The organism is Sphingomonas sp. 1F27F7B, from assembly GCF_005503355.1.
Lineage (GTDB): Bacteria > Pseudomonadota > Alphaproteobacteria > Sphingomonadales > Sphingomonadaceae > Sphingomonas.
Genome location: NZ_SCMK01000001.1, coordinates 211,859 through 235,562 on the forward strand (window position 1 = coordinate 211,859; position 23,704 = coordinate 235,562).

General features: G+C 66.2%; 23 protein-coding genes. 10 read left to right on the forward strand and 13 right to left on the reverse strand.

Annotated elements, in window-relative coordinates; all coding sequences use genetic code 11:
- The first annotated feature begins 30 nt into the window (after positions 1–30).
- The 3 genes from rpoD (at position 31) to FFS08_RS00970 (ending at position 3,474) form a co-directional block, all read left to right on the forward strand.
- Complete coding sequence (rpoD, locus tag FFS08_RS00960; protein ID WP_137861031.1) at positions 31–2,055, forward strand: RNA polymerase sigma factor RpoD; 2,025 nt, start codon at positions 31–33, stop codon at positions 2,053–2,055.
- A gap of 176 nt (positions 2,056–2,231) precedes the next feature.
- Positions 2,232–2,549: a hypothetical protein gene (locus FFS08_RS00965; protein WP_137861030.1), complete on the forward strand. Its 318-nt coding sequence runs from the start codon at positions 2,232–2,234 to the stop codon at positions 2,547–2,549.
- 259 nt (positions 2,550–2,808) lie between these two features.
- Positions 2,809–3,474 carry a DUF6975 family protein gene (locus tag FFS08_RS00970; RefSeq protein ID WP_137861029.1) on the forward strand — a complete coding sequence of 222 codons (666 nt, stop codon included), beginning with the start codon at positions 2,809–2,811 and terminating at the stop codon, positions 3,472–3,474.
- Between the two features lie 42 nt (positions 3,475–3,516).
- Here the strand turns inward: FFS08_RS00970 and FFS08_RS00975 are convergent, their stop codons facing one another.
- On the reverse strand, positions 3,517–3,942 hold the full coding sequence (locus tag FFS08_RS00975) for an MliC family protein (protein ID WP_171012417.1): 426 nt from the start codon (positions 3,940–3,942) through the stop codon (positions 3,517–3,519).
- 151 nt (positions 3,943–4,093) lie between these two features.
- Between FFS08_RS00975 and FFS08_RS00980 the strand changes: the two genes are divergently transcribed.
- The 6 genes from FFS08_RS00980 to FFS08_RS01005 all read left to right on the forward strand — a co-directional run bounded on the left by FFS08_RS00980 (position 4,094) and on the right by FFS08_RS01005 (position 9,260).
- Positions 4,094–4,945: an AAA family ATPase gene (locus FFS08_RS00980; RefSeq protein ID WP_137861155.1), complete on the forward strand. Its 852-nt coding sequence runs from the start codon at positions 4,094–4,096 to the stop codon at positions 4,943–4,945.
- Entirely contained in the window at positions 4,945–5,364 is a 420-nt protein-coding gene (locus FFS08_RS00985; protein WP_137861027.1) for a GFA family protein, read from the forward strand. Before FFS08_RS00980 ends, FFS08_RS00985 begins: the two co-directional genes overlap by 1 nt.
- Positions 5,365–5,415: 51 nt before the next feature.
- On the forward strand, positions 5,416–5,973 hold the full coding sequence (locus FFS08_RS00990; RefSeq protein ID WP_171015304.1) for a hypothetical protein: 558 nt from the start codon (positions 5,416–5,418) through the stop codon (positions 5,971–5,973).
- Positions 5,974–6,042: 69 nt separating this feature from the next.
- Complete coding sequence (locus tag FFS08_RS00995; protein ID WP_137861025.1) at positions 6,043–6,621, forward strand: CHAP domain-containing protein; 579 nt, start codon at positions 6,043–6,045, stop codon at positions 6,619–6,621.
- Positions 6,622–6,659: 38 nt separating this feature from the next.
- Positions 6,660–8,072 carry a glycosyltransferase family protein gene (locus tag FFS08_RS01000; protein ID WP_137861024.1) on the forward strand — a complete coding sequence of 471 codons (1,413 nt, stop codon included), beginning with the start codon at positions 6,660–6,662 and terminating at the stop codon, positions 8,070–8,072.
- 9 nt (positions 8,073–8,081) lie between these two features.
- Positions 8,082–9,260 (forward strand): vWA domain-containing protein, encoded by a 1,179-nt coding sequence (locus FFS08_RS01005; RefSeq protein ID WP_137861023.1) that lies wholly within the window; start codon positions 8,082–8,084, stop codon positions 9,258–9,260.
- Between the two features lie 12 nt (positions 9,261–9,272).
- Here the strand turns inward: FFS08_RS01005 and FFS08_RS01010 are convergent, their stop codons facing one another.
- The 3 genes from FFS08_RS01010 to FFS08_RS01020 form a co-directional block, all read right to left on the reverse strand.
- Positions 9,273–10,142 (reverse strand): hypothetical protein, encoded by an 870-nt coding sequence (locus FFS08_RS01010; protein ID WP_137861022.1) that lies wholly within the window; start codon positions 10,140–10,142, stop codon positions 9,273–9,275.
- Between the two features lie 71 nt (positions 10,143–10,213).
- Complete coding sequence (locus FFS08_RS01015; protein ID WP_171015303.1) at positions 10,214–11,101, reverse strand: hypothetical protein; 888 nt, start codon at positions 11,099–11,101, stop codon at positions 10,214–10,216.
- An 85-nt stretch (positions 11,102–11,186) separates the two neighbouring features.
- Complete coding sequence (locus FFS08_RS01020; RefSeq protein WP_137861020.1) at positions 11,187–11,480, reverse strand: Hpt domain-containing protein; 294 nt, start codon at positions 11,478–11,480, stop codon at positions 11,187–11,189.
- A gap of 73 nt (positions 11,481–11,553) precedes the next feature.
- Between FFS08_RS01020 and FFS08_RS01025 the strand changes: the two genes are divergently transcribed.
- Complete coding sequence (locus FFS08_RS01025; RefSeq protein ID WP_137861019.1) at positions 11,554–13,866, forward strand: coiled-coil domain-containing protein; 2,313 nt, start codon at positions 11,554–11,556, stop codon at positions 13,864–13,866.
- 180 nt (positions 13,867–14,046) lie between these two features.
- Here FFS08_RS01025 and FFS08_RS01030 read toward each other — a convergent pair whose 3' ends face one another.
- From FFS08_RS01030 to FFS08_RS01070, 9 genes are all read right to left on the reverse strand, one after another.
- Positions 14,047–14,322, reverse strand: coding sequence for a DUF1467 family protein (locus tag FFS08_RS01030; RefSeq protein ID WP_137861154.1), 276 nt, complete (start codon positions 14,320–14,322; stop codon positions 14,047–14,049).
- A gap of 172 nt (positions 14,323–14,494) precedes the next feature.
- On the reverse strand, positions 14,495–16,132 hold the full coding sequence (locus tag FFS08_RS01035) for a ribonuclease J (protein ID WP_137861018.1): 1,638 nt from the start codon (positions 16,130–16,132) through the stop codon (positions 14,495–14,497).
- Between the two features lie 13 nt (positions 16,133–16,145).
- Entirely contained in the window at positions 16,146–16,919 is a 774-nt protein-coding gene (locus tag FFS08_RS01040; protein ID WP_137861017.1) for a type III pantothenate kinase, read from the reverse strand.
- Between the two features lie 11 nt (positions 16,920–16,930).
- Positions 16,931–17,581, reverse strand: a complete 651-nt coding sequence (locus FFS08_RS01045) for a biotin--[acetyl-CoA-carboxylase] ligase (protein ID WP_137861016.1) — start codon at positions 17,579–17,581, stop codon at positions 16,931–16,933.
- Between the two features lie 47 nt (positions 17,582–17,628).
- On the reverse strand, positions 17,629–19,077 hold the full coding sequence (gene nuoN, locus FFS08_RS01050) for an NADH-quinone oxidoreductase subunit NuoN (protein ID WP_137861015.1): 1,449 nt from the start codon (positions 19,075–19,077) through the stop codon (positions 17,629–17,631).
- Positions 19,077–20,687 (reverse strand): NADH-quinone oxidoreductase subunit M, encoded by a 1,611-nt coding sequence (locus FFS08_RS01055; RefSeq protein WP_137861014.1) that lies wholly within the window; start codon positions 20,685–20,687, stop codon positions 19,077–19,079. The genes nuoN and FFS08_RS01055 overlap by 1 nt, the downstream gene beginning before the upstream one ends.
- Entirely contained in the window at positions 20,684–22,765 is a 2,082-nt protein-coding gene (gene nuoL, locus FFS08_RS01060; RefSeq protein ID WP_137861013.1) for an NADH-quinone oxidoreductase subunit L, read from the reverse strand. The genes FFS08_RS01055 and nuoL overlap by 4 nt, the downstream gene beginning before the upstream one ends.
- On the reverse strand, positions 22,765–23,070 hold the full coding sequence (gene nuoK / locus FFS08_RS01065) for an NADH-quinone oxidoreductase subunit NuoK (protein WP_137861012.1): 306 nt from the start codon (positions 23,068–23,070) through the stop codon (positions 22,765–22,767). The genes nuoL and nuoK overlap by 1 nt, the downstream gene beginning before the upstream one ends.
- Positions 23,067–23,678: an NADH-quinone oxidoreductase subunit J gene (locus tag FFS08_RS01070; RefSeq protein WP_137861011.1), complete on the reverse strand. Its 612-nt coding sequence runs from the start codon at positions 23,676–23,678 to the stop codon at positions 23,067–23,069. Before FFS08_RS01070 ends, nuoK begins: the two co-directional genes overlap by 4 nt.
- Between the last annotated feature and the right edge of the window lie 26 nt (positions 23,679–23,704).

Here is a 23,704-nt window from a genome sequence, read left to right on the forward strand (position 1 = left end):
ATTGCCGCCATCCAAGTTTCGAGGATTTGAATGGCCAAGGCGAACATGGCGGACGTCACCGACACCGGCGAGGCGGGTGACGCGCCGCTGATCGATCTCAACGAAGGCTCGATCAAGAAGCTCGTCGCGCGGGCTAAGAAGCGCGGCTACATCACCGTCGACCAGCTCAATGAGATGCTGCCGCAGGACCAGATGTCCTCGGAACAGATCGAGGACGTGATGGCGGCGCTCAACGACATGGGCGTCAACGTCGTCGAGAACGAGGAAGCCGGCGAGGACGCCGAGCCCGAGGACGACAGCGCCGACGAGGCCGATTCGAACGACAGCGACGATTCGGCTCCCGCCTTCGAGACCAAGAAGAAGGAAACCGTCGATCGCACCGACGATCCGGTGCGCATGTACCTGCGCGAGATGGGCGCCGTGGAGCTCCTGTCCCGCGAAGGCGAGATCGCGATCGCGAAGCGCATCGAGGCCGGCCGCGACACGATGATCCTGGGCCTGTGCGAGTCGCCGATCACCTTCAACGCGATCATCGGCTGGTCGAACGCGCTCAACGAAGGCACGATGCAGCTGCGCGAGATCCTCGATCTCGACGCCATGCTCTCCAAGGGTCCGTCGGCCGAGCAGGTCGAGGGCGCCGAGGACGACAATGGCGAGATCAGCGAAGCCGCCGCCGGCCCCTCCTACAAGGAAGAGGAAGAAGTCGAGGAAGTCGCCGAGGAGGAGGACGAGGATTCGATGACCGAGCGCCGCGCGCCGCGGCCTTCGGACGACGAGGAAGAGGACAATACCCTCAGCCTCGCCCAGATGGAGGAGACGCTCAAGCCGCAGGCGCTCGAGAAGTTCGCCAACATCACGTCGATCTACAAGAAATTCTCCAAGATGCAGCTGCAGCGCCTGGACGCGATGGCTGCCGGCGGCGAGCTCATCGCCTCGGACGAGAAGAAGTACCAGAAGCTGCGCGAGGAGCTGACGGCCGAGGTCGAGTCGGTTCAGTTCCACCAGCAGAAGATCGAATATCTCGTCGACCAGCTCTACAGCTTCAACCGGCGCCTCACCGCGCTGGGCGGGCAGATGCTGCGCCTCGCCGAGCGCCACAAGGTCTCGCGCAAGGACTTCCTCGATCGCTATGTCGATCACGAACTCGACGAGCAGTGGCTGCAGTCGGTCCAGGGCCTCGACAAGAAATGGGCGGCCTTTGCCGCGAATGAAGCTTCGGCGGTCGACCGCATCCGTATCGAGATCGCCGAGATCGCCCAGTCGACCGGCATGGCGCTCGGCGAGTTCCGCCGCATCGTCAACATGGTGCAGAAGGGCGAGCGCGAGGCGCGCATCGCGAAGAAGGAGATGGTGGAAGCCAATCTCCGCCTCGTGATCTCGATCGCCAAGAAATACACCAACCGCGGCCTGCAGTTCCTCGACCTGATCCAGGAAGGCAATATCGGCCTGATGAAGGCGGTCGACAAGTTCGAGTATCGGCGCGGCTACAAGTTCTCGACCTATGCGACCTGGTGGATTCGCCAGGCCATCACGCGCTCGATCGCCGATCAGGCGCGGACGATCCGCATCCCGGTCCACATGATCGAGACGATCAACAAGCTGGTCCGCACCAGCCGCCAGTTCCTCCACGAGCAGGGCCGCGAGCCCACGCCCGAGGAAATGGCCGAGCGCTTGAGCATGCCGCTCGAGAAGGTGCGCAAGGTGATGAAGATCGCCAAGGAACCGATCAGCCTCGAAACGCCGATCGGCGACGAGGAGGACAGCCATCTGGGCGACTTCATCGAGGACAAGAACGCCGTCATCCCGGTGGATGCCGCGATCCAGGCGAACCTGAAGGAAACGGTCACGCGCGTCCTGGCCTCGCTCACCCCGCGCGAGGAGCGCGTGCTGCGCATGCGCTTCGGCATCGGCATGAACACCGATCACACGCTGGAGGAAGTCGGCCAGCAGTTCAGCGTGACGCGCGAGCGAATCCGCCAGATCGAAGCCAAGGCGCTGCGCAAGCTCAAGCACCCCAGCCGTTCGCGGAAGATGCGGTCGTTCCTCGATCAGTGACCCGACGTCGAACGCAGCACAGGTGAAGTTCGGAATGGGGAAGGCATCGCCTTCCCCATTTTCGTTTCGGGCGGTAGACAGATGTCACCGATGCGGATGGATTGCCGGTCCCGATCTCGACCTTCCGGTGCCGGGGTTATAGCCTCCCGCTATTCTTCATCAGCGCGAGGTTCGGCATGTCTACTTTGTCCGTGCAGGTTGCCCCCTTCAATCCCGGCGAAGTTCATGTGCGCGTCTGGACCTATGCCACGCCGGGGCCGAACTTCGAATGGAACGGCACCGCCACTTCGGACAGTCCGGTCAACGAGAGCTGGGCCGATCTCGAACCGGGGCATTATGCCGTCACGATTTCCTGGAGCGCGGGCTATCAGAACATCGCCTCGGGCATTGCCGGCAACCAGATCGTCTACAACGGTAATTATCTCTATTATCAGGTCCTCGGCAGCCCGGCGGACGGCAATGGCGTGTCCGCGGTCTTCGGGCTGGTGATCTGACCCGCCACCACCGAACGTATCGCCCTACCAGTGGAGCCGGTCGGTGCATATCCGTAACTATCCCGCTATTTGCGGATACTTTCGAAGCGCCCGGGAACTTATTTCCGGGGCGTTTCCGTCTTCTGCCCGGAACGACGCGGGAACATGTGGTTTATCCACAGTAAATTCCGCATTCACCGCGTCTTTACGTGCTTCGGTATAACCCGGAGTTGCAAGACCTGACCCGTCGGCATGGGGCCGTCAGGAGATGTGGGGGCTTATGCCGTTTGATTCCGTACAAGTTGCGCGATTGGGCGGTGCCTGGGGCTCGATGGGAGCGCTGGTCGCTTCCGACGGCAGCGCCAATCACCCGTATTTACAGCGCCTCGCCCGCAACGAGGAGCCGCTGCGCGACCTGTCGGATGCAGTACACCATATCTGCCTGCTCCACGGGCGCCACCCGGGCGTGATCGACCATGCGCTCGGCCATGCGCGCCTCGGCATCGAGCGCGACTGGCTGGAAGCTGCCGCCGACGCCTTTGTGATCGAGCGCGCGCATCTCGTCCGTATCGTCGCGGCCGCCGGCCCGATGCCGAGCACCCCGGGCCATGCCGAGACCGAAGCCGCTACCGCCGCGCAGCGCCATGCGATGGATATGCTCGCCCAGTCGGATCGCGCGGGTTGCGCCACCGGCGCGGCGATCGCGCTGGCGATGGACTGGGCAGTGATCCGCGAGACGCTGGACGCCGCCGCGGAGCGCCTGGGCCTCACGCCTCCCCCCTCGCAGCTGCCGCTTGCCGAGGAAACGGTGACCGTGGTCGACACCCTGGTGCGCGAAGGCGTGCTGGAACGCGCCATGCTGTTCGGCGCACAGCAGCTCTTCGCCCAGCACCGCGGCTTGTGGGACCTGCTCGAGGCCCGCGCTTCCGCCCGCGACAAGCAATAGGAACATAATGGTGCAGGGGCGCGGGATCGCCGCGCTCCATGCCTATCCCTTGCGCTCGCTGCAGCTCGATATCTCTTTCTCGTCGACGTCCGTCCCACCGACCTTGCCCTCATAGAGCGTGCCGTCGCGTCCCTTAGTCCACCAGACCAGCGTCTTGCCCGGCGCGCGGCCCCGATCGGTGGCGTATTTGGCGCCGCTCGCCGCGATCACTTCGGTGAGCTCATACATCTTCTCGCCGATCGTCAGCTGCACCTTGGGGGTCGCGCCGCTATTGTCATAGGCCGCGCTGAGCTTGAGCATAGGGCGACAGTCATAGGCGGTGGCCGTTGGGGCCGAAGCGGTCGCGCTGGGCCTGGGGGTGGCCATCAGGGTGGCATTTGCGGCCGACGTCTCGTTCTTCTGCTCGCAGGCGGCGAGCAGAACGAGCGGAAACGGGACTAGCAGGAACTTGGCGGCCAGGTGCGACATGGAGCTGCTCCCCAATGGGCGTGTCAAACGAATCCGACCATCGTCGAAACCGTGGATCATGTACGTAATCGTCGGCGATGACGCGCCCATTACGAATGCGCATCGACGAAGCCTCTTGCCTGCCGCATGCCCGCCCCCCTATCCCGTCGGCATGCGCTTCGAAGGCACCCAAAGCTATGTCGCGACCGAGGACCTGAAGGTCGCGGTCAACGCCGCCGTCACGCTGCGGCGTCCCCTGCTCGTCAAGGGCGAACCGGGTACGGGCAAGACCGTGCTCGCCTATGAGATCGCCAAGGCGGTGAACGCCCCGCTGATCGAGTGGAACGTCAAGTCGACCACCAAGGCGCAGCAGGGCCTGTACGAATATGACGCGGTCGCCCGCCTGCGCGACGGCCAGCTCGGCGATCCGCGCGTCCACGAGATCGCCAACTATATCCGCAAGGGCAAGTTGTGGGAGGCGTTCACTGCGCCCAAACTGCCGGTGCTGCTGATCGACGAGATCGACAAGGCCGATATCGAGTTTCCGAACGACCTGCTCCAGGAGCTCGATCGGATGGAATTCCACGTCTACGAGACGCAGGAAACCGTCCGCGCCGCCGAGCGCCCGATCGTGGTGATCACGTCGAACAATGAGAAGGACCTGCCCGACGCATTCCTGCGCCGCTGCTTCTTCCACTATATCAAGTTCCCGGACCGCGAGACGATGCAGGCCATCGTGGATGTGCATTTCCCCGGCATCCAGAAGATCCTGGTCTCGAAGGCGATGGATATCTTCTACGAGATACGCGAGGTTCCGGGCCTCAAGAAGAAGCCCAGCACCAGCGAGCTGCTCGACTGGCTGAAGCTGCTCCTCCATGAGGAAATGCCGCTCGAGGTGCTCCAGAACAAGGATCCGACCAAGGCGATCCCGCCGCTCCATGGCGCCCTGCTCAAGAACGAGCAGGACGTGATGCTGTTCGAGCGGCTCGCCTTCATGGCGCGGCGCCAGCAGGGCAAGGCCTGATGCCCTATACCGGACGCTGCGCCTGCGGTGCCGTGACCGCCAGGATCAGCGGCGAACCCGTCGCGGTGCGCCAATGCTGGTGCCGCCAGTGCCAGCGCCTCGCCGCCGGATCGGCGACCAGCAACGCGATGTTCGCCGCCGCCGATATCGCGCTCGCCGGCACGCTTTCGAGCACCAGCTACATTGCCGACAGCGGCAATACGCTTACGCAGAGCTTCTGCGGCGCCTGCGGCACGCCCGTGATGGGCGAGTCCTCGGCCCGCCCCCAGTTCCGCACGCTGCGGCTCGGCTTTCTCGACGATGCGCAGGGCCTGGCGCCGACGATGGCGATCTGGACCGACGACGCGCCGGTCTGGGCGCATATCGACCCGGCGCTCGAGACCTTTCCGCGCCAGCCCCCGGCGCCCGGCGCCCGCTGAACCATGCCGGAGGCGCCGGACAGCGTCGCGGAGGCCGGTCAACGCGCGGCGATGGAGCCTCGCTGGGCAGGCTATGCCGAATATTGCCGCCTCCGCGCGGCGGGCCTCCGCCCACAGGCGCTGGTCGCGCTCGATGCTTTCCTGGCAGCGGCGGCGGACTGGCATCCTGCCGACCGCGTCATCTTCGCAAAATGGGTGACGGCGGCGGCCGATCATGCGCGCTCCAGCCCACTGCTGCCGGACCCGATGGTCCGCAGGATGCTCGTCCCGGCGCTCGCAGAAGCGACCGATGATGCAGAGGCGCGGGCCCTGCTCGGCCTGCTGGGCGACACCCATGACGATGCGCCACTTGCGCTATATCTCGATGCGCTCGCCCAAGCGCCGGACGATCCGGTAGCCGTGAAACTCTTTCTCCGCGCCGTGCTCCAATGGGTGGACTACGCGCAGCACGAATTGCCGGGCTGCTATCTCGGCGATCCAGCGGAAGACATCGCCCTTCTCGAACGCGCGGCCACGCTTTCCACCGATCCGGACCAGCGCAACCTGATCGACCACCGGCTCGAAGCAGCCCGCCGGGCCCTGACTGACCGGAATCCGCACGGCAACTGAAGGTTAACCACTCTTAAACCAGCTCGGGTTACGGTCTGCTCGGGGGGGACTCCGTATGAGTTCCCGAGTATGTGTCCGCGTATCGCGTTTCCCGTGTTGCTTGCCGCCGCGCTTTCAGCCGCGGCGCCTGCCGGCGCGCAATCCCTTCTCGACTATGTCGGCGAATGCGTGCCCTTTGCACGCGCCGCTTCCGGCATCCAGATCTATGGCGATGCCTGGACCTGGTGGGATCAGGCCGAGGGCCGCTACCAACGCGGCCATATGCCCCGGGTAGGTGCCGTCCTGGCCCTGGCGAGGAGTCCGCGCCTGCCGCTCGGCCATGTTGCAGTGGTCAGCCGGATCGTCGAGAAGCGCGTGCTGATGATCACGCACGCCAACTGGTCGCGCTTCGGGGGCGAACGCGGCCATGCCGAGCAGGACGTGACGTTGTTCGACGTATCGGAGCGTGGCGACTGGAGCCTGGTCAAGGTCTGGTATCGCGATCGGGGCGGGCTGGGCAGCTCGGTCTATCCGGCGAACGGCTTCATCTATGGCACACCCGATCGCAACGCGCCCGCCACGCTGCGCAAGGCCCGCCCCTCGACCGAGCTCACCGCCAGGCAGCCGGACTATGTCGGTTCGCTGATCGATGCCTATGCTTCGCGTTGAGCTTGCCCGGGGCTGAGCGGCAAGGCATCTAGCGGCGCATGACCGGGGAGGATCTGCGCGCGAATCGGCGCTGGTGGTGGGCGATCTACGCGATCGCGCTTGCGGGCTTGGCATTGCGCTTCGTCTGTTCGCTCGGGGACTTGTGGTTCGACGAAGCCTGGTCCGCATCCCAGGCGCGCGATGCGTTGACGCCGGTTGGCGTGTTCATCGGGATCAATCACGACAACAACCACCATCTCAACTCGCTCTGGATGCAGATGATGGGCTTCGGCGCCTGGCCGCCGCTGGTTCGCCTGCTCTCGATCCTGAGCAGCAGCGCGGCGATCCTGGTCGCCGCGCGTATCGCCGAACCGCGCGGTCGCACCACCATGGTGGCGACTGCCCTGCTCTTCGCCTTCTCGCCGATGCTGGTGACGATGGGATCGGAAGCGCGCGGATATGCGTGCATGTCGCTGGCGATGCTGGTCGCGATCCTGTTCATCGATCGCTGGCTGGCGGGCGATCTCACCTATCGCCGCCCGATCACCTTCGCGCTTTGCTTCTTCCTCGGCGCCTTCTCGCAGCTCACCATGATCTTCGCGGCCGTCGCGCTCGTCGGCTGGCCGTCCTTCGTGCTGTGGAAGCGCAACGGCTTCCGGGCGGCGGCGATCGAGATCTTCCGGGTCTTCTGGCTGCCGGTCCTGGTGCTGGCAGGCGTGCTCGGCTTCGTGCTCGCCGCCGGCCATTTCGCCGGCACCGGCTTCCGTTTCGGGCGCTATGATCCGTTCGATTTCATGATGTACCTGAACGGCACGACCACTGCGATCGGCTATACGATCGGCCTGCCCTGGAAGGATATCTGGCCGATCGTCCTGGTGCTGGTGCTGCTCGTCCTGGCGCCGCGCTGGGGCGCTTCTCGCATCGCGCTCTACCGGCTGGCGATCTTCGCCTTCCCCTTCCTGCTCGCGGTGCTGCACGCCGGCAATGTCGGCCATGCCCGCTATTACATGCCGGCGCTGGTGCCGCTGCTGCTGATGCTGGGCGAGATGATCGGCTTCGGCCTGGCAAAGCCGGATTGGCGGCGGATCGCGGCCGGGACAGGCTTGGCGGTGATGCTCGCCGGAAGCCTATGGTGCGACTATGTGCTGGCAGTCGACCAGCGCGGCGATCCGGGCGGCCCGGTGCGCGAGATGATGGCGCGCGCGCCCGGGGGCACGACGATGCTGCTCGATCGCGACACCGGCCAGGCGGCTACCGACGTCGCCGCCGCCCGCCGGAAGTACAAGCTGAAGGTGATATTGGGCCGCTGCGATCCCCAGGCGCGCTTCTTGCTGGTCGATCGCTTCCTGGGCGAGGCATTCCCGCCGGACGCCGATCGTTGCGGCGGCCATTTCAAGCTGATCGCCCAGCATCGGATGCGCAGCCTTTCGGGCACCAACTGGAACCTGTACGAGCGGCGGAGCCAACCCTAAGGAAAGCGGATGTTCCTTTCCTTCCTCGACGAGCTGCGCGCCGCGGGCATACCGGCCAGCCTGAAGGAGCATCTCGTGCTTCTGGAAGCGCTCGACCGCGACGTGATCGAGCGCACGCCCGAGGCCTTCTACTATCTCGCCCGCGCCACCTTCGTGAAGGACGAAGGGCTGCTCGACCGGTTCGACCAGGTCTTCGCCAAGGTCTTCAAGGGCATCGCCGCCAGCTACGGCGTCGCCCCCGCCGCGATCCCCGAGGAATGGCTGCGCGCGATCGCAGAGAAATATCTCTCGCCCGAGGAAATGGCGAAGATTCAGTCGCTCGGCTCCTGGGAGGAGATCATGGAGACGCTGAAGAAGCGGCTCGAGGAGCAGCACGGCCGCCACGAGGGCGGCAGCAAGTGGATCGGCACCGGCGGCACCTCCCCGTACGGCAATGGCGGCTACAATCCCGAAGGCGTGCGGATCGGCGGCGAAAGCAAGCACAAGCGCGCGCTCAAGGTCTGGGAAGGCCGCGAATTCCGCAACCTCGACAGCACGCGCGAGCTGGGCACGCGCAACATCAAGGTAGCGCTGCGCCGCCTGCGCCGCTTTGCGCGCGAGGGCGCCGCCGACGAGCTCGACATCGACGCGACGATCGAAGGCACCGCGAAACAGGGCTGGCTCGACGTGCACATGCGCCCCGAGCGGCACAATGCCGTGAAGCTGCTGCTCTTCCTCGACGTCGGCGGATCGATGGATCCGTTCATCAAGCTTTGCGAGGAGCTGTTCTCCGCGGCGACCAGCGAGTTCAAGAACCTGGAGTTCTTCTACTTCCACAATTGCCTGTACGAGGGCGTGTGGAAGGACAATCGCCGCCGCTTCCAGGAGCGCACGCCCACCTGGGACATCCTCCACAAATATGGGCATGACTATAAGCTGGTCTTTGTCGGCGATGCCTCGATGAGTGCGTACGAGATCACCCATCCGGGCGGCTCGGTCGAGCATTTCAACGAAGAAGCCGGCGCGGTCTGGATGCAACGCGCGCTGAACACCTATCCCGCTGCCGTGTGGCTCAATCCGATCCCGCGCGAGCAATGGGGTTATACGCAGTCGGTGAAGATCCTGCGCGAGCTGCTGGGCGACCGCATGTACCCCCTCACCCTGGCCGGCCTCGACGAGGCAATGCGCGAGCTCAGCCGCAAGCGCTGAACGCCCCGTTCGCTATCTTTCCGTACGCGCCTTCGAATCCCTCACGATCTGGCGCGAGATGGTGCCCATCTGCGTTACCGAAGTGCCGTTCGGGCGCATTTTGTAGAGCCCGGTGAGGAAGCTGCGGTCGATGCCCGTCATCGCGGGCGGCGGCGCGGCCTGGGGATCGAACAGCGTGAGGATCGTGTTCGCCTCGACACCGTCGCGCGGCGGGCGGGCCCCGGCCAGCGTCCGCATGGCGATATAATCCGAGATCTGGGTCAGCGTCTTGCCGAGCAGGGCATCGGCTTCGAGGACGATGATCGAGTGCAGCACGGCCTGCTGGGTCTGGAGATCGACGAACGAGGCGCCATAGACCTGCAGCACCGGCCACCTGTCCGCTCCCGTCTGGCGCGGTGGCTGGCCATATGTGTTGCGCACCTGCACGGCGCTCCATACATGCACCGGGCCTTCGCGCATCGCCCGGCGCATTTCCGTGGTATCGACGCCCCGGAACAGCCCGCCGAACTTCTGGCGGAGCTTCCTGACCACCGCATCGGCATCATCGGCGACCATCACCATCAGATTGGGCTGGCACTTGCCTTCGGCACCGGTCGCGATCCCCGCCTGTCCGGCATCCTCGCGGATGCGACGCTCGACCATCGCTGCATATTGCTGCGGCAAACCGAGCACGAACGGACAGACCGGTTCGGCGAAGCGGGCGAGCTGCCCCTCGGTGCCGGTCACAACCTGGCGAACGAACTTGCGCGCCTCCTGGGGCGGAACGCCCTTCTGGCCGCGCACCACGATGCTCGGATCTTCGGCAGGCCTGTCCTGCGCGTGCGCCGTGCCCGCTGCAGCGGCAATCGCCAGCGCGAAACCGGTCATCAGGCCCATGCGCATGCCATATCCCTCGTAACCCGCGCCCCTCAAACCAGACGGTACCGTCAATATAGCACCATCGCCTTCGCCCTTCAGTTCCCCTTCTTCGGCGTTTCGGCCCTTTCGCCATCGCGCAAGATCTGATCGGCTATCGTGCCGACCTGGCTTCCGAGCCGGCCATTGGCCTGCATCGCATAAATGCCCTTGAGGAAGCTGCGATCGACCTCGGTCAGCCCCTGGGGGACATCCCCATCGGTATCGAACAGCGACAGGATCGTCTCGAAGCGCGCGCCCGCCCTGGGTGGCCGCGCGCCGGCCAGCACCCGCATCGCCACATAGTCGGCAATCTGCCCCACGGTCTTTTCCTCGACCACGCCGACATCCATCACCACGACTGCGCCAAAAGCGGATTGCTGGGTAGACATCGAAATGCGCGAGCCCGGATCGACGCCGCTGAAGCTGCGCGGGCCGTCGCCGCCCCCGGCGCCGGGCCTGCCGGTCTGGTCGAGCTCCTCGGTCACGCGCCAGGCGCGCACCGGCCCATCGTCGAGCGCGGTCCGCTTGTCGTCATAGGCCAGGTCATTGAAGAATCCGTGATATTTCTCGCGCAGCTCGGTGATGATCTTGCCTGCATCCGCCGCGATGATCACGAAGATGTTGGGATGGCATTTCTCGTCGCCATCGACTCGCGCGCCAGCCTCGACCGAGACAGCGCGAAACCGCTTGATGACCGCCTTGGCATAAGCCGGTGGGAGCCCCACCACCACCGGGCACACCGGATCGTTGAAACGCGCGAGCTGGTCCTTGGTGGTGGTCACGATCCGGCGGACAAAGGTCCGGCTTTCCTTGCGGGGCCCCTGCTTGCTGCCTTCGACCACGATGCTGGAGTCATGCCCGTCCGCGGGCCTTTCCTGCGCCTGCGCCGCACCACTCGACAGCGCGCCAAGCGCAAGGGCCAAACTCATTACCGTCTTGTACATGCACAGGCTCCCCCCGAGCTCCTTTGTGGAGCTTGGCCGGCCGGGCAAGGGAAGTCCACCGGGCATGTGCATGCCCCGGAAGATTTCAGAGACGGTCGACTGCCCGATGGAGACGCCGGAGGATCGCGCCGTCATGCGCCTGTCCATTGGCCGCTTCGGTGGCGAGTGCCATCAGCCGGACCGCGCCGAAGCTCGCCGACAGCCCCTTGAGCCGTAGCGCCGCCGAGGCCCAGCCATCCGGATTGTCGGCGGACTTCATCGTCTCGATGCACCTCTGCACCCCATCGAGAAACGCTTCACGCAGCTCGGCGATCAGCGCGGGCTCGTCGCCCACCGCCGCCGCCAGCGTCGCATCGATTGCACCCGGATCGTACGCCATGCCCGGACCCTAGCCGGATACCGTTAATGGGCCGTTTCCATGCCGCTGTTGGTACGACGCCGAAATGTGGTAAATGCGCGTCATGATTGGGGGAAAACCTGCCGAACCGCTGCCCGCGAACGAAGACGCGGAGGAGCTGGTCCTGTCCGAAACCGCAGCGTCCGGGCGGATCGCGCCTGCGCCCGCCGTCGATGAGGCGATCGAGGAGGAAGACGACGAAGCGCCGCGCCGCGCCGGCTGGATCCTGCCCGCTCTCGCGATTCTTGCCGTGCTGGGCTGGTTCGGCACGATGGGCTGGCTGCTGCGTGGCACTTTCGCCGCGCCGATGGAGCCGGCCCGGCTCGTCGAGCTGATCGCAGCGCTCTGCGTTCCACCGGCGCTGATCGGCATTCTCTATCTCCTCGCCCTGCGCACGAGCCGCGCCGAGGCCCGGCGCTTCGGCGCCAGCGCCCGCGCGATGCGCGCCGAAGCCGCCAGCCTCGAGCGCGTCGTCGCCACGCTTTCGCGCAAGATCGAGGAGAATCGCATAGCCCTTGCCGAGCAGACCAACATCCTGATCGCCATGGGCGAACGCGCTTCCGAAAGGCTGGAGAGCGCCGCCGGCAGCGCCGCGCAGCACGCCCGCTCGATCGACGCGAGCACGCGTCATCTCGGTGAATCCGCCGCCGATGCCGAGCATCGCGTCGCGGTCGTCCTCGCCTCGCTGCCCAAGGCCCATGAGGAGATGCGCGGCCTGTCCGACCGAGTCGATGCCGCCGGGCTGCTCGCCGGCGAGCGAGCCGCGGCGCTCGACACCCAGCTCTCCGCGCTCGCCGAGCGGGGCCGCGAGGCCGACCAAATCGCCGGCGGCGCTGCCGACCGGCTCGCCGCGCACATCGCCCGGATGGAAGCCACCAGCCAGACCGCCAGCGCGCGGCTCGAAAGAGTCACCGGCGAGATGTCGACCCAGGTCGATGCGGTGCTCGATCGTGCCGCCAATGCGGTGGACGAGGCGCGCAAGGGCATCGCCACCCAGGGCGAGGCGATTCTCGCCATGCTCTCCGCCAACCAGGCGGCGCTTGATCGCGCGGGCCGAGACAGCGCCGAGGCCATGGGCGCACGCATGGCCGCGATCGAGGAGACGATCGGCCGCATCGGCAGCCGCCTCGCAGAGGAGCAGGGCCGCGGCGACACGCTGTTCGAGGGGCTTGCATCCGGCGTCGACCGGCTCGACCGCGCGATGGAGGGCCTGCACGCCGCCGGCACCGAGCGCACCGGGAACCTGGCCGCGTCGATGAGTGCGCTGCACGGCTCGGTCGAAGCGATGACAGTAGCACTCGACACCGGCGACGATACGGCACGCCGCGTGATCGGCACCTCCGAGGACCTGCTGACTGCACTCGACGCTTCCGCCCGCGAGATCGACGAGACGCTGCCCGAGGCGCTCGCCCGGCTCGATGCCCGGATCAATGCGAGCCGCCAGGTGGTCGCCGCTTCCAAACCCGAGCTGCTCGCTCTGGTCACCGCCGCAGAGAGCACGCATGACGCGATCGAGGCGATTGCCGACGTGGTCGGCCAGCAGCGCGACACGCTCGCCAAGACCCAGGCCTCGCTGCTCGAGACGCTGGCCACCGGCGGCGAGCAGGCCGAGCAGCTGGGCGCGATCGTCGACGAGACCATTGCCACCACGCGCCGCTTTGCCGAAAGCGCCGCACCGCAGCTGGTCGAGGCGCTGGTGAGCGTCCGCGAGACCTCCAGCGCCGCCGCCAGCCATGCCCGCGAGACGCTGTCGGGCATCGTGCCGCACGCCGAACGCGCGATCGAGGAAGCCGCGGGCGATGCGCTGCGCCGGGCGATCGACGCCTCGATCCGGCGCCAGCTCGCCGACCTTGCCGAGACGACCGAGGCGGCCGTAGTCGCCGCGACCCGTGCTTCCGAGCGGCTGACCCACCAGATGGTGGCGCTTGCCGACACCACTGCCCAGGTCGAGGCCCGGATCGAAGCAGGCCGCAAGGAGCGCGAGGATTCGGACAGCGACAATTTCGCGCGCCGCGTCTCGCTGCTGATCGAAGCGCTCAACTCTGCCTCGATCGACATCACCAAGGCCTTTTCGGCCGATGTGACCGACAGTGCCTGGTCGGCCTATCTGAAGGGCGACCGCGGCGTCTTCACCCGCCGCGCCGTGCGCCTGCTCGATCCCTCGGAGACGCGCGACATCCACCGTCTCTACGAGGACGATGAGGATTTCCGCGAGAACGTCAACCGCTACATCCACGATTTCGAGGCGATGCTCCGCCAGATCCTCGCGCTACGCGACGGATCGCCGATGGGCGTGACCCTGCTCTCGTCCGACATGGGCAAGCTCTACGTTGCGCTGGCCCAGGCGATCGAGCGGCTGCGGACCTGATTCGCGGCGCGGAAGTTCAGGGCGCAGGGTGCTCGTTTTCGGCCCCGTGCCCGCAGGCGGTGACGCGTCCGTGCCTGGGGAAGCGGGGTCGAAGCGCATGCCTCCGCCAAGGGCCGCATGCGAAATCATACATTGCAAGCGTCGCCGGGATCCCGGCGACGCCAGCAGCGCCCGCCTGCCTCAATTCCCCTTCAGATGCGCCCACCAGTCGAGCATGTCGGTGGTGACCCAGCCGTTGAGGTGGTTCAGGTAGAAGATCGCGAACAGCACGGTCGCCACTATCGTCGTGCGGAACGCGATCCGCCTGACGTCGAATTCGTGCGGCGCGCTCGGCGCCTGGCCGGGGACCAGCGCCACCCCTGCCTCCTCGCTCGTCCGCACCCCGAACGGCAGGACGAGGAACACCGAGAAGGCCCAGAAGAGGAAATAGATGGCGAGCGCGGACTTCCAGGGCATGGGATGGTGATAGGACGCAGCGGGGCAGAACGGAAGCGCCATCCGCATGCCTGCTCCCCGGCCACAGCCGGGCCCCGTTGCAATGTCCTTCGACAGGCGACCCGCCTCACCCGCCAGCCCGATACCGGGGCCCGGCCTTCGCCGGGGACAGATGCAGTGTTGGCGCCCGGGCCTATTGCTCGATAATCAGCACATCGACGACGGGCTTTTTCCCCGTGAAGCGCACCGCGGCACGGCGCACGCCCAGGCGCAACGACTCGCGCAGCTTCTCGATATCGCCCTTGCCGTCCTTCTTCACCGCCTCGCGCGCGGCATCCACCGCTTCGTCGATGAAATCCTCCCGGTCTTCCTCCACCGGGATGCCCTGGAGGCGGATCTGGGGCTCGCCGGAGAGCTTGCCGTTGCGGATCGCCACCGCGACGCTGATCTGGCCATAAAGCGCGATGCGACGGCGCTCGTTGATCGTGGTCCCGTCCGCCGGCAGGATAATGTCGCCGTCGAGCACGAGCCGGCCCACCGGCGCCTCGCCGATCTTCTCGGGACCGTCCGGCGCCAGGCGAACGATATCGCCATTTACCTGGCGGATCGCCTTGGGCACGCCCTGCTCGAGCGCGAACCGGGCCTGTTCGTACATGTGGCGGACCTCACCGTGCACCGGCACGACGATCTCGGGCCGGATCCACTTGTACATCGCCGCGAGTTCGGGGCGGCCCGGATGGCCGGAGACGTGGATAAAGGCCTGGCGGTCGGTGATCAGTTCGACGCCCCTGGCGGCCAGCGTGTTCATGATCCGCCCGATCGCGATCTCATTGCCCGGAATCTGGCGCGAGGAGAACACCACCGTATCGCCTTCGTGCACCTTGAGGACGTGGCTGCCCTCCGCGATGCGGTTGAGCGCAGCGCGCGGCTCACCCTGCCCGCCGGTGGCGACGATCAGCACCTTGTTCGCGGGCAGGTCCATCGCGGTCTCGAAATCGACCGTATCGGGAAAATCGCGCAGATAGCCGGTCTGCTTGGCCACCCGCAGGATGCGGTCGAGCGAGCGCCCGGCGACGCACAATTCACGCCCGGTATCGCGGGCGACTTCGCCCAGCGTCTGCAGCCTTGCGGCGTTGGAGGCGAAGGTGGTGACGAGCACCCGGCCCCGGGCGGCGCCGATCACTGCATCGAGGCCCTCTCGGACCGCGCCTTCGGAGCCCGAAGCCTCGGGATTGAAGACGTTGGTGCTGTCGCAGACCAGCGCGAGCACGCCCTTGTCGCCGATCGCGGTCAATTCCGCCGCGGTCGAGGCGCCGCCCAGCGCCGGGGCATCGTCCAGCTTCCAGTCGCCGGTGTGGAAGACGCGGCCATGGGGCGTTTCAATGAGGACGGCATTGCCTTCGGGAATCGAATGGGCAAGCGGCGTGTAGGTGATGCGGAACGGGCCGAGGTTGAACGGCCCCTCCTCGTCGACGACGTTGAGCTCGACCTTCTCCTCGATACCCTCTTCTTCCAGCTTGCCGCGGATCAGGCCCGCGGTGAACGGGGTGGCATAGAGCGGCACGCCGAGATCGGCGGCGAGATAGGGCAGCGCGCCGATATGATCCTCATGCCCATGGGTGAGGACGATGCCGAGCAGGTCGTCGATGCGCTCCTCGATGAACTGCAGATCGGGCAGGATCACGTCGATCCCCGGATATTCCGGGCCGCCGAAGGTGATGCCGCAATCGACCATCAGCCATTTTCCCCGGCAGCCATAGAGATTGACGTTCATGCCGATCTCGCCGGAACCGCCCAGCGCGAGGAAGAGGAGTTCGTTTTCTGGAGTCACTTGGTTTCCTCGGTCAACGGCTGCGGTCCCACAGCATCGCCAACCCTTGAATGGTCAGATCGGGCTCGATGACGTCGAAAACGTCGGTGTGCTTCTCGAACAGCACGGCGAGGCCGCCGGTGGCGATGACCTTGACCGGACGCCCGATCTCGGCCTTCATCCGCGCGACGAGCCCCTCGATCATCGCGATATAGCCCCAATAGATGCCGATGTGCATCTGGTCCACCGTGTTGCGGCCGATCACGCTGGCGCTCTGCGGCGCGGTGATCGCGATGCGCGGCAGCTTGGCGGCGGCGGTGACCAGCGCATCGAGCGACAGGTTGATGCCCGGCGCGATGATCCCGCCCTTATAGGCGCCGCGATAATCGACCAGCTCGAACGTAGTGGCGGTGCCGAAATCGATGATGATCAGGTCGCCGGGATGGCGGGCATGGCCGGCGATCATGTTGAGCGCGCGGTCGGCGCCCAGGCCCTGCGGCTCCTCGACGTCGAGCGGGAAGCCCCATTCGGCCTTGCCCTGCCCCGCGATCACCGCGTCGGTCTTGAAATACTTGCTGCTGAGCACCTGCAGGTTGTGCAGCGCGCGGGGCACCACCGTGCCGATGATCACCCCGGTGACGTCCGAGCGGTCATAGCCCTCGAGGCCGAGCAACTGGCTGAGCCACACTGCATATTCGTCCGCCGTGCGCCGCGGATCGGTGGCGATCCGCCAGCGGGCACGAACCTCGCCGCCTTCGAGCAGGGCGAAGACGACATTGGTGTTGCCGGCATCGATCGCGAGCAGCATGGCAGAGCCTCTCAGAGCAGGAACACGTCCGCAGCGTGAATGACATGGCTGGTGCCGTCGGCCAAGCGCAGGATGAGCGCACCTTCGCCGTCCAGCCCGCCGAACAGCCCGTCCAGACTGGTGCCGTCGGCAAGACGGGCAGTAAGCGCAGTGCCAAGCGGATGGGCGCGGGCAAGCCACCGCTCGCGGACCGGCGCGATCCCCTCGCGCCAGCGCGACACCCAGCGGGCAAAGCTCTCGGCCAGCGTCTCTGCGAAGAGCTGCGGTTCGGGCGCCGGGCCATGGGCGGCGAAGCTGGTGGTGGCACGGCCCAGATCCTGCGGATGATGCGCGAGGTTCACGCCGAAGCCGAGGATCACCGCGTCACCCACTCGCTCGAGCAGGATGCCGGAAAGCTTGGCCCCACCGACAAGCAGGTCGTTGGGCCATTTGAGCATCGGCTCGAGCCCGAACACCCGTGCCGTCTCGTCAAGGGCGATGGCGGCGACCAGCGCCAGCGTAGCGGGCGAAGGCTCGCCGGGCCGAGTACGCACCAGCGTCGAGACGTAGAGATTGCCGGTCGGCGACCGCCAGGCACGGCCCTGGCGGCCCTTGCCCGCAGTCTGCCGCTCAGCTCGCAGCCATAGCCCCTCGCTCGCGCCATTGCGCGCGAGCTCGGCCATGTCGACATTGGTCGATCCCGTCTCGCTGACGGTCCGGACAGTCGCGGTCAGAACAGCGCCTTCGCGGCCGCGCCGGTCCAGACCTCGAGATAGCCGAGCAGCGGCCAGCCCAGCGGCGAGATCACCACGGCGGCAACCGTCAGCAGCACGCCCTCGACCGGATCGGTGCGGCCGCCAAAGGCCGGCGCCGGTTCGTCGAAATACATCACCTTGACGATGCGGAGATAATAATAGGCGCCGATCGTCGAGGCGGCAGCGGCCACCGCCGCAAAGACGTAGAGGCCCGCATGCACCGCCGCCAGGAACACCTGCAGCTTCGCGAAGAAGCCGAGCAGCGGCGGAATGCCGGCCAGGCTGAACATGAAGATCGCCAGCGCCACGGCCAGGCCGGGCCGCGTGCGCGACATGCCGGCCAGGCTCGCGATCGTCTCGACCGGACGGCCCTCATGATCGCGCATCTGCAGCACCACCAGGAAGCTGCCCAGCGTCATCACCACATAGATCGCAATGTAATAGAGCACGCTCGACACGCCCGCCTCGCCGCCCGCGGCAAGGCCGACCAGCGCGAAGCCGACATTGGCGATCGACGAATAGGCGAGCAGCCGCTTGATATTCTCCTGGCGGATCGCCGCGACCGAACCGAAGAGGATCGAGGCCAGCGCGGCGAAGATCACGATCTGGCGCCAGTCGGCGATCGCCGGGCCCATCGCATCGATCGCCACGCGGGTGGCGAGCGCGATCGCAGCGACCTTGGGCGCCGAGGCGAAGAAGGCCGTCACCGGGGTCGGCGCACCTTCATAGACGTCCGGCGTCCACATGTGGAACGGTACGGCCGACATCTTGAAGGCAAGGCCCGAGAAGACGAACACCAGGCCGAACAGCAGGCCCATCTTCTGGTCGCCCGACGCATAGGCATCGGCGATGCCCGAGAAGAGCGTCGTGCCCGAGAAGCCATAGACCAGCGAAATCCCGTAGAGCAGGATGCCCGAGGCCAGCGCGCCGAGGACGAAATATTTAAGGCCCGCTTCCGCCGAGCGCGTGTCCCGGCGCATGAAGCTGGCGAGGATGTAGGCGGAGAGGCTCTGCAGCTCGAGGCCGACATAGAGGCTCATCAGGTCGCCCGCCGAGACCATCATGCCCATGCCCACCGCGGAGAGCAGGATCAGCACCGGATATTCCGGGCGCAGATCGTCACCCGAGGTCTGCTGGAAGAAGCGCGGCGCGATCAGGATCGAGACGCCGGCGGCCACGAAGATCAGCGCCTTGGTGAAGGCGGCGAACATGTCGGGGCGATAGAGCCCGCCAAAGGCTTCGCCGCCGGCCGAAGCCGGGCCGGCCAGCGCGATGCCCGCGCCGATCAGCACCGCGATCGCGGTCCAGCTGACCAGCTTGGTCGACTGGGTGCCGCCCCAGGCGGCGACGAGCAGGAGGAAGACGGCGCCGATGGCGAGCACCAGCTCGGGCAGCGCCATCATCAGTTGCAGCGAATAGTTCATTAGTGCGCCTCCCCGTGCGCGGAGGCTTCTGCCGGAGCGCCCTTGGGCGCGTGCGCAGCAGGGGCAGCGGCGTGTTCGCCATGTTCAGCGGCGGCAGGCGCGGGCTTGCCGACGGTCGGCGCCGAGTCTCCGGCGGGTGCGGCACGCTCGATCCGCGCGACCAGCTTCTCCACGTCGCCGCGCATCGGCTTCATGAAGCTCTCCGGATAGACGCCCATCCAGAGCGTCACCGCGGCCAGCGCGCCGAGCATGGCGAACTCGCGCAGGTCGAGATCCGGCATCGCCTTCACATCGTCCTTGGTCAGGTCGCCGAATGCCACCCGGCGATACAGGTACAGCATGTACGCCGCGCCCAGGATGATGCCGGTGGTGCCGAGCAGCGCGTAGAGCGTCGAGACCTGGTACAGGCCGGCAAGGCTCAGGAACTCGCCGATGAAGTTGCTGGTGCCCGGCAGGCCGACAGAGGCCATGGTGAACAGCAGGAACAGCACCGAATAGCGCGGCATGTTGATCGCAAGGCCGCCGTAACGGTCGATCTCGCGGGTGTGCAGGCGATCATAGATCACGCCCACGCAGAGGAAGAGCGCGCCCGAGACCACGCCGTGGCCGAGCATCACCATCATCGCGCCCTCGATACCCTGCGCGTTGAACGCGAACAGGCCGAAGGTGACGATCGCCATATGCGCGACCGACGAATAGGCGATCAGCTTCTTCATGTCGCTCTGCACCAGCGCCACCAGCGAGGTGTAGATCACCGCGACCGCGGACAGGGCGAAGACCAGCCAGATGAACTGGGCCGAAGCCTCGGGGAACATCGGCAGCGAGAAGCGCAGGAAGCCGTAGCCGCCGAGCTTCAGCAGCACGCCCGCCAGGATGACCGAACCCGCCGTCGGCGCCTGCACGTGCGCGTCGGGAAGCCAGGTGTGGACCGGCCACATCGGCATCTTCACCGCGAACGACGCGAAGAAGGCCAGCCATAGCCATGTCTGTACGTGCGCCGGGAAGTCATGCTGCATCAGCGCCGGGATCGACGTCGTGCCCGTGGTCAGGATCATGTAGAGGATCGCGATCAGCATCAGCAGCGAGCCGAGCAGCGTGTACAGGAAGAACTTGTACGACGCGTAGATGCGATTGGCCCCGCCCCAGATGCCGATGATCAGGAACATCGGGATCAGGCCGCCTTCGAAGAAGACGTAGAACAGCATCAGGTCCTGCGCCGCGAAAGTGCCGATCATCAGCACTTCGGTGGCGAGGAACGCGGCCATGTATTCCGGCACGCGCTTGGTGATCGAGAGCCAGCTCGCCCCGATGCAGATCGGCATCAGGAAGACCGAGAGCACGATCAGCAGCAGCGCGAAGCCGTCGATGCCCAGCGCCCAGGCGAACTCGGCGCCGCCGATGCCGAACAGGCGGGCATGCTCGACGAACTGCCACTGGGCGGCACCGTCGCCGGTCTGGAAATTGGCCCAGAGCAGGATGCCGAGCGCGAGGTCGACAAAGGTGGCGGCAAGCGCCAGCCAGCGGGCCGATTGCGCGTTGACGAACAGGCAGGCGACCGCGGCGAACGCGGGCACCGCCAGCATGACGGTGAGGATCGGGAAGCCGCTCATCGCGCGATCACCCAGGTCAGCGCGGCAGTGAGGCCGATCAGCATGATGAAGGCATAGGCGTAGACATATCCGGATTGCAGCCGGGCAGCGCCAAAGCTGCCGAGCTGGACGACCCTGGCGGCACCGTTCGGGCCGAACCGGTCGATCGTGGCTTCGTCACCCTTCTTCCAGAACAGGCGGCCGATCGCGAAGGCGGGGCGCACGAACAGGAAGTTGTAGAGCTCGTCGAAATACCATTTGTTGAGCGAGAAGAGGTACAGCGGGCGGAAGGCCTCGGCGAACTTCGCGGGGAAGCTCGGCGACACGATGTACGCGCCATAAGCGATGGCCAGGCCGCTCAGCATCGCGAAGGTCGCGCTGAGCTTCACCCACACCGGCACCTCGTGCATCGCGTGCATCAGATGCTCGTTGAAGGCGATGGCGCCGTGCCAATAGCTCTCGCCCGCGCTCGGCTCGATGAACGCGCCGTGGAAGACGAAGCCGGCAAAGATCGCGCCCAGCGTCAGCAACACCAGCGGCACCAGCATGACCCAGGGGCTCTCGTGCGGGTGATAGCCCGCCGTGCCCTCGGGCTGGTGACCGTGCAGGATCTCGTCCGCGGTCGGCGCCTGGTCGGTCACTTCGGCTTCGCTGTCGTGATGATCGTCATGGCCATGGCCGTGATGATCGTGGACCGCGTGCTGGATATGCTCCGAGCCCGCCCAGCGCGGCTTGCCGTAGAAGGTCAGGAACACCAAGCGCCAGCTGTAGAAGCTGGTGAGCAGCGCGACGAACACGCCGACCCAGAAGGCGCTGGTCTGGCCCGCGGCCCAGCTCGCCTCGATGATCGCGTCCTTCGAATGGAAGCCGGCAAAGCCGAACGCGGTGTTGCCGAAGATGCCGGGGATGCCGACGCCGGTGATGGCGAGCGTACCGAACATCATCGTCCAGAAGGTGATCGGGATGTGCTTCCTGAGGCCGCCATAGAAGCGCATGTCCTGCTCATGGTGCATCGCATGGATCACCGAGCCGGCACCCAGGAACAGCAGTGCCTTGAAGAAGGCGTGCGTGAACAGGTGGAACATCGCCGCGCCGTACGCGCCGACGCCGGCGGCGAAGAACATGTAGCCGAGCTGCGAGCAGGTCGAATAAGCGATGACGCGCTTGATGTCGGTCTGCGTCGTGCCGACGGTGGCGGCGAAGAAGCAAGTCGCGGCGCCGACAAAGGTCACCACGCCCAGCGCGACCGCGCTCTGCTCGAACATCGGCGACATGCGGCAGACCATGAACACGCCGGCGGTCACCATGGTCGCGGCGTGGATCAGCGCCGACACCGGGGTCGGGCCTTCCATCGCGTCCGGAAGCCAGGTGTGCAGGCCCAGCTGCGCCGACTTGCCCATCGCGCCGACGAACAGCAGCAGGCAGAGCACCGTCATCGTGTCGAAGCGGTGCCCCAGGAAGCCGATGGTCGAGCCGTGCATGTTCGGCGCGGCGGCGAGGATCGTCGGGATGTCGATCGTGCCGAACACCAGGAAGGTGCCGAAGATGCCGAGCATGAAGCCGAGATCGCCCACGCGGTTGACCACAAAGGCCTTGATCGCGGCGGCGTTCGCGCTCGGCTTGCGGAACCAGAAGCCGATCAGGAGGTAGGATGCCAGGCCCACGCCTTCCCAGCCGAAGAACATCTGGACCAGGTTGTTGGCCGTCACGAGCATCAGCATCGCGAAGGTGAAGAGCGAGAGATAGGCGAAGAAGCGCGGCTGATCCGGCTCCTCCGACATATAGCCCCAGCTATAGAGGTGGACGAGCGCCGAGACGCTGGTCACCACCACGAGCATCACCGCGGTCAGGCTGTCGACGCGCAGCGCCCAGTCGACCTGCATCGAACCGCTCAGCATCCAGGTGAACACCGGCGAGATCGTCGGCTCGGCACTGCCGCCGAGATACTGAAGGAAGATCGGCCAGGAGAGCGCGCAGGCAATGAACAGCGACCCCGTGGTGATCACCTTGGGGAACGTGCTGCCGAAGGACTTGTTGGAAAGCCCGGCCACGACTGCCGCGAGCAGCGGCAGGAATACGATGAAATGGATCGCCGACATCAGCCCTTCATCCGATTGACGTCTTCGACCGAGATCGTGCCGCGGCCGCGGAAGTAGATAACGAGAATGGCGAGACCGATCGCGGCCTCACCGGCAGCGACGGTGAGCACGAACATCGCGAAGACCTGGCCCACCAGGTCCCCCAGCGCGTTCGAGAACGCCACGAGGTTGAGGTTCACGGACAGCAGGATCAGCTCGATCGCCATCAGGATGACGATGAGGTTCTTGCGGTTCATGAAGATGCCGAGCACGCCCAGCGTGAACAGGATCGCGCTGACGATGAGATAGTGCGTAAGGGTGATCACAGCTCGACCCCCTGCCCCACGGGATGGTTCACGTTGCGGGTCGCGTCCTTGGCGCGGCGTTGGACCTGACGGCTGATCTTCTGCGGCTTGACGTCGGTGCGCGGACGCAGCGTCAGCACGATCGCGCCGATCATCGCGACGAGCAGCACCAGGCCGGCGCCTTCGAACACGAACAGGTAGCGGGAATAGAGGAGCTGGCCGATCGCCTCGATGTTGGGCACCTTGGCATCGACCGGCGCGACGCGGCGGCCGAGCTGGAGCGCACCGGCGCTATAGGCGCCCACCGCGATCAGGATCTCGGCGACCAGCGCGACGGCAAGCGCCACGCCCACCGCGGCATAGCGCATCACCCCGGCGCGCAGCTCCGCGAAGTCGATGTTGAGCATCATCACCACGAAGAGGAACAGCACGGCGACCGCGCCGACATAGACGATGACGAGCAGCATCGCGATGAACTCGGCATTGGCGAGCACCATCAGGCCGGCGGCGTTGAAGAACGCCAGGATGAGCCACAGGACGGAATGGACCGGGTTGCGCGACAGGATCGTCATGGCGCCGGAGGCGCACACAACGAATGCGAACAGGTAAAAGGCGAGAAGCTGGATCACGGAATCGGATGGCCCCTGTAGATTGG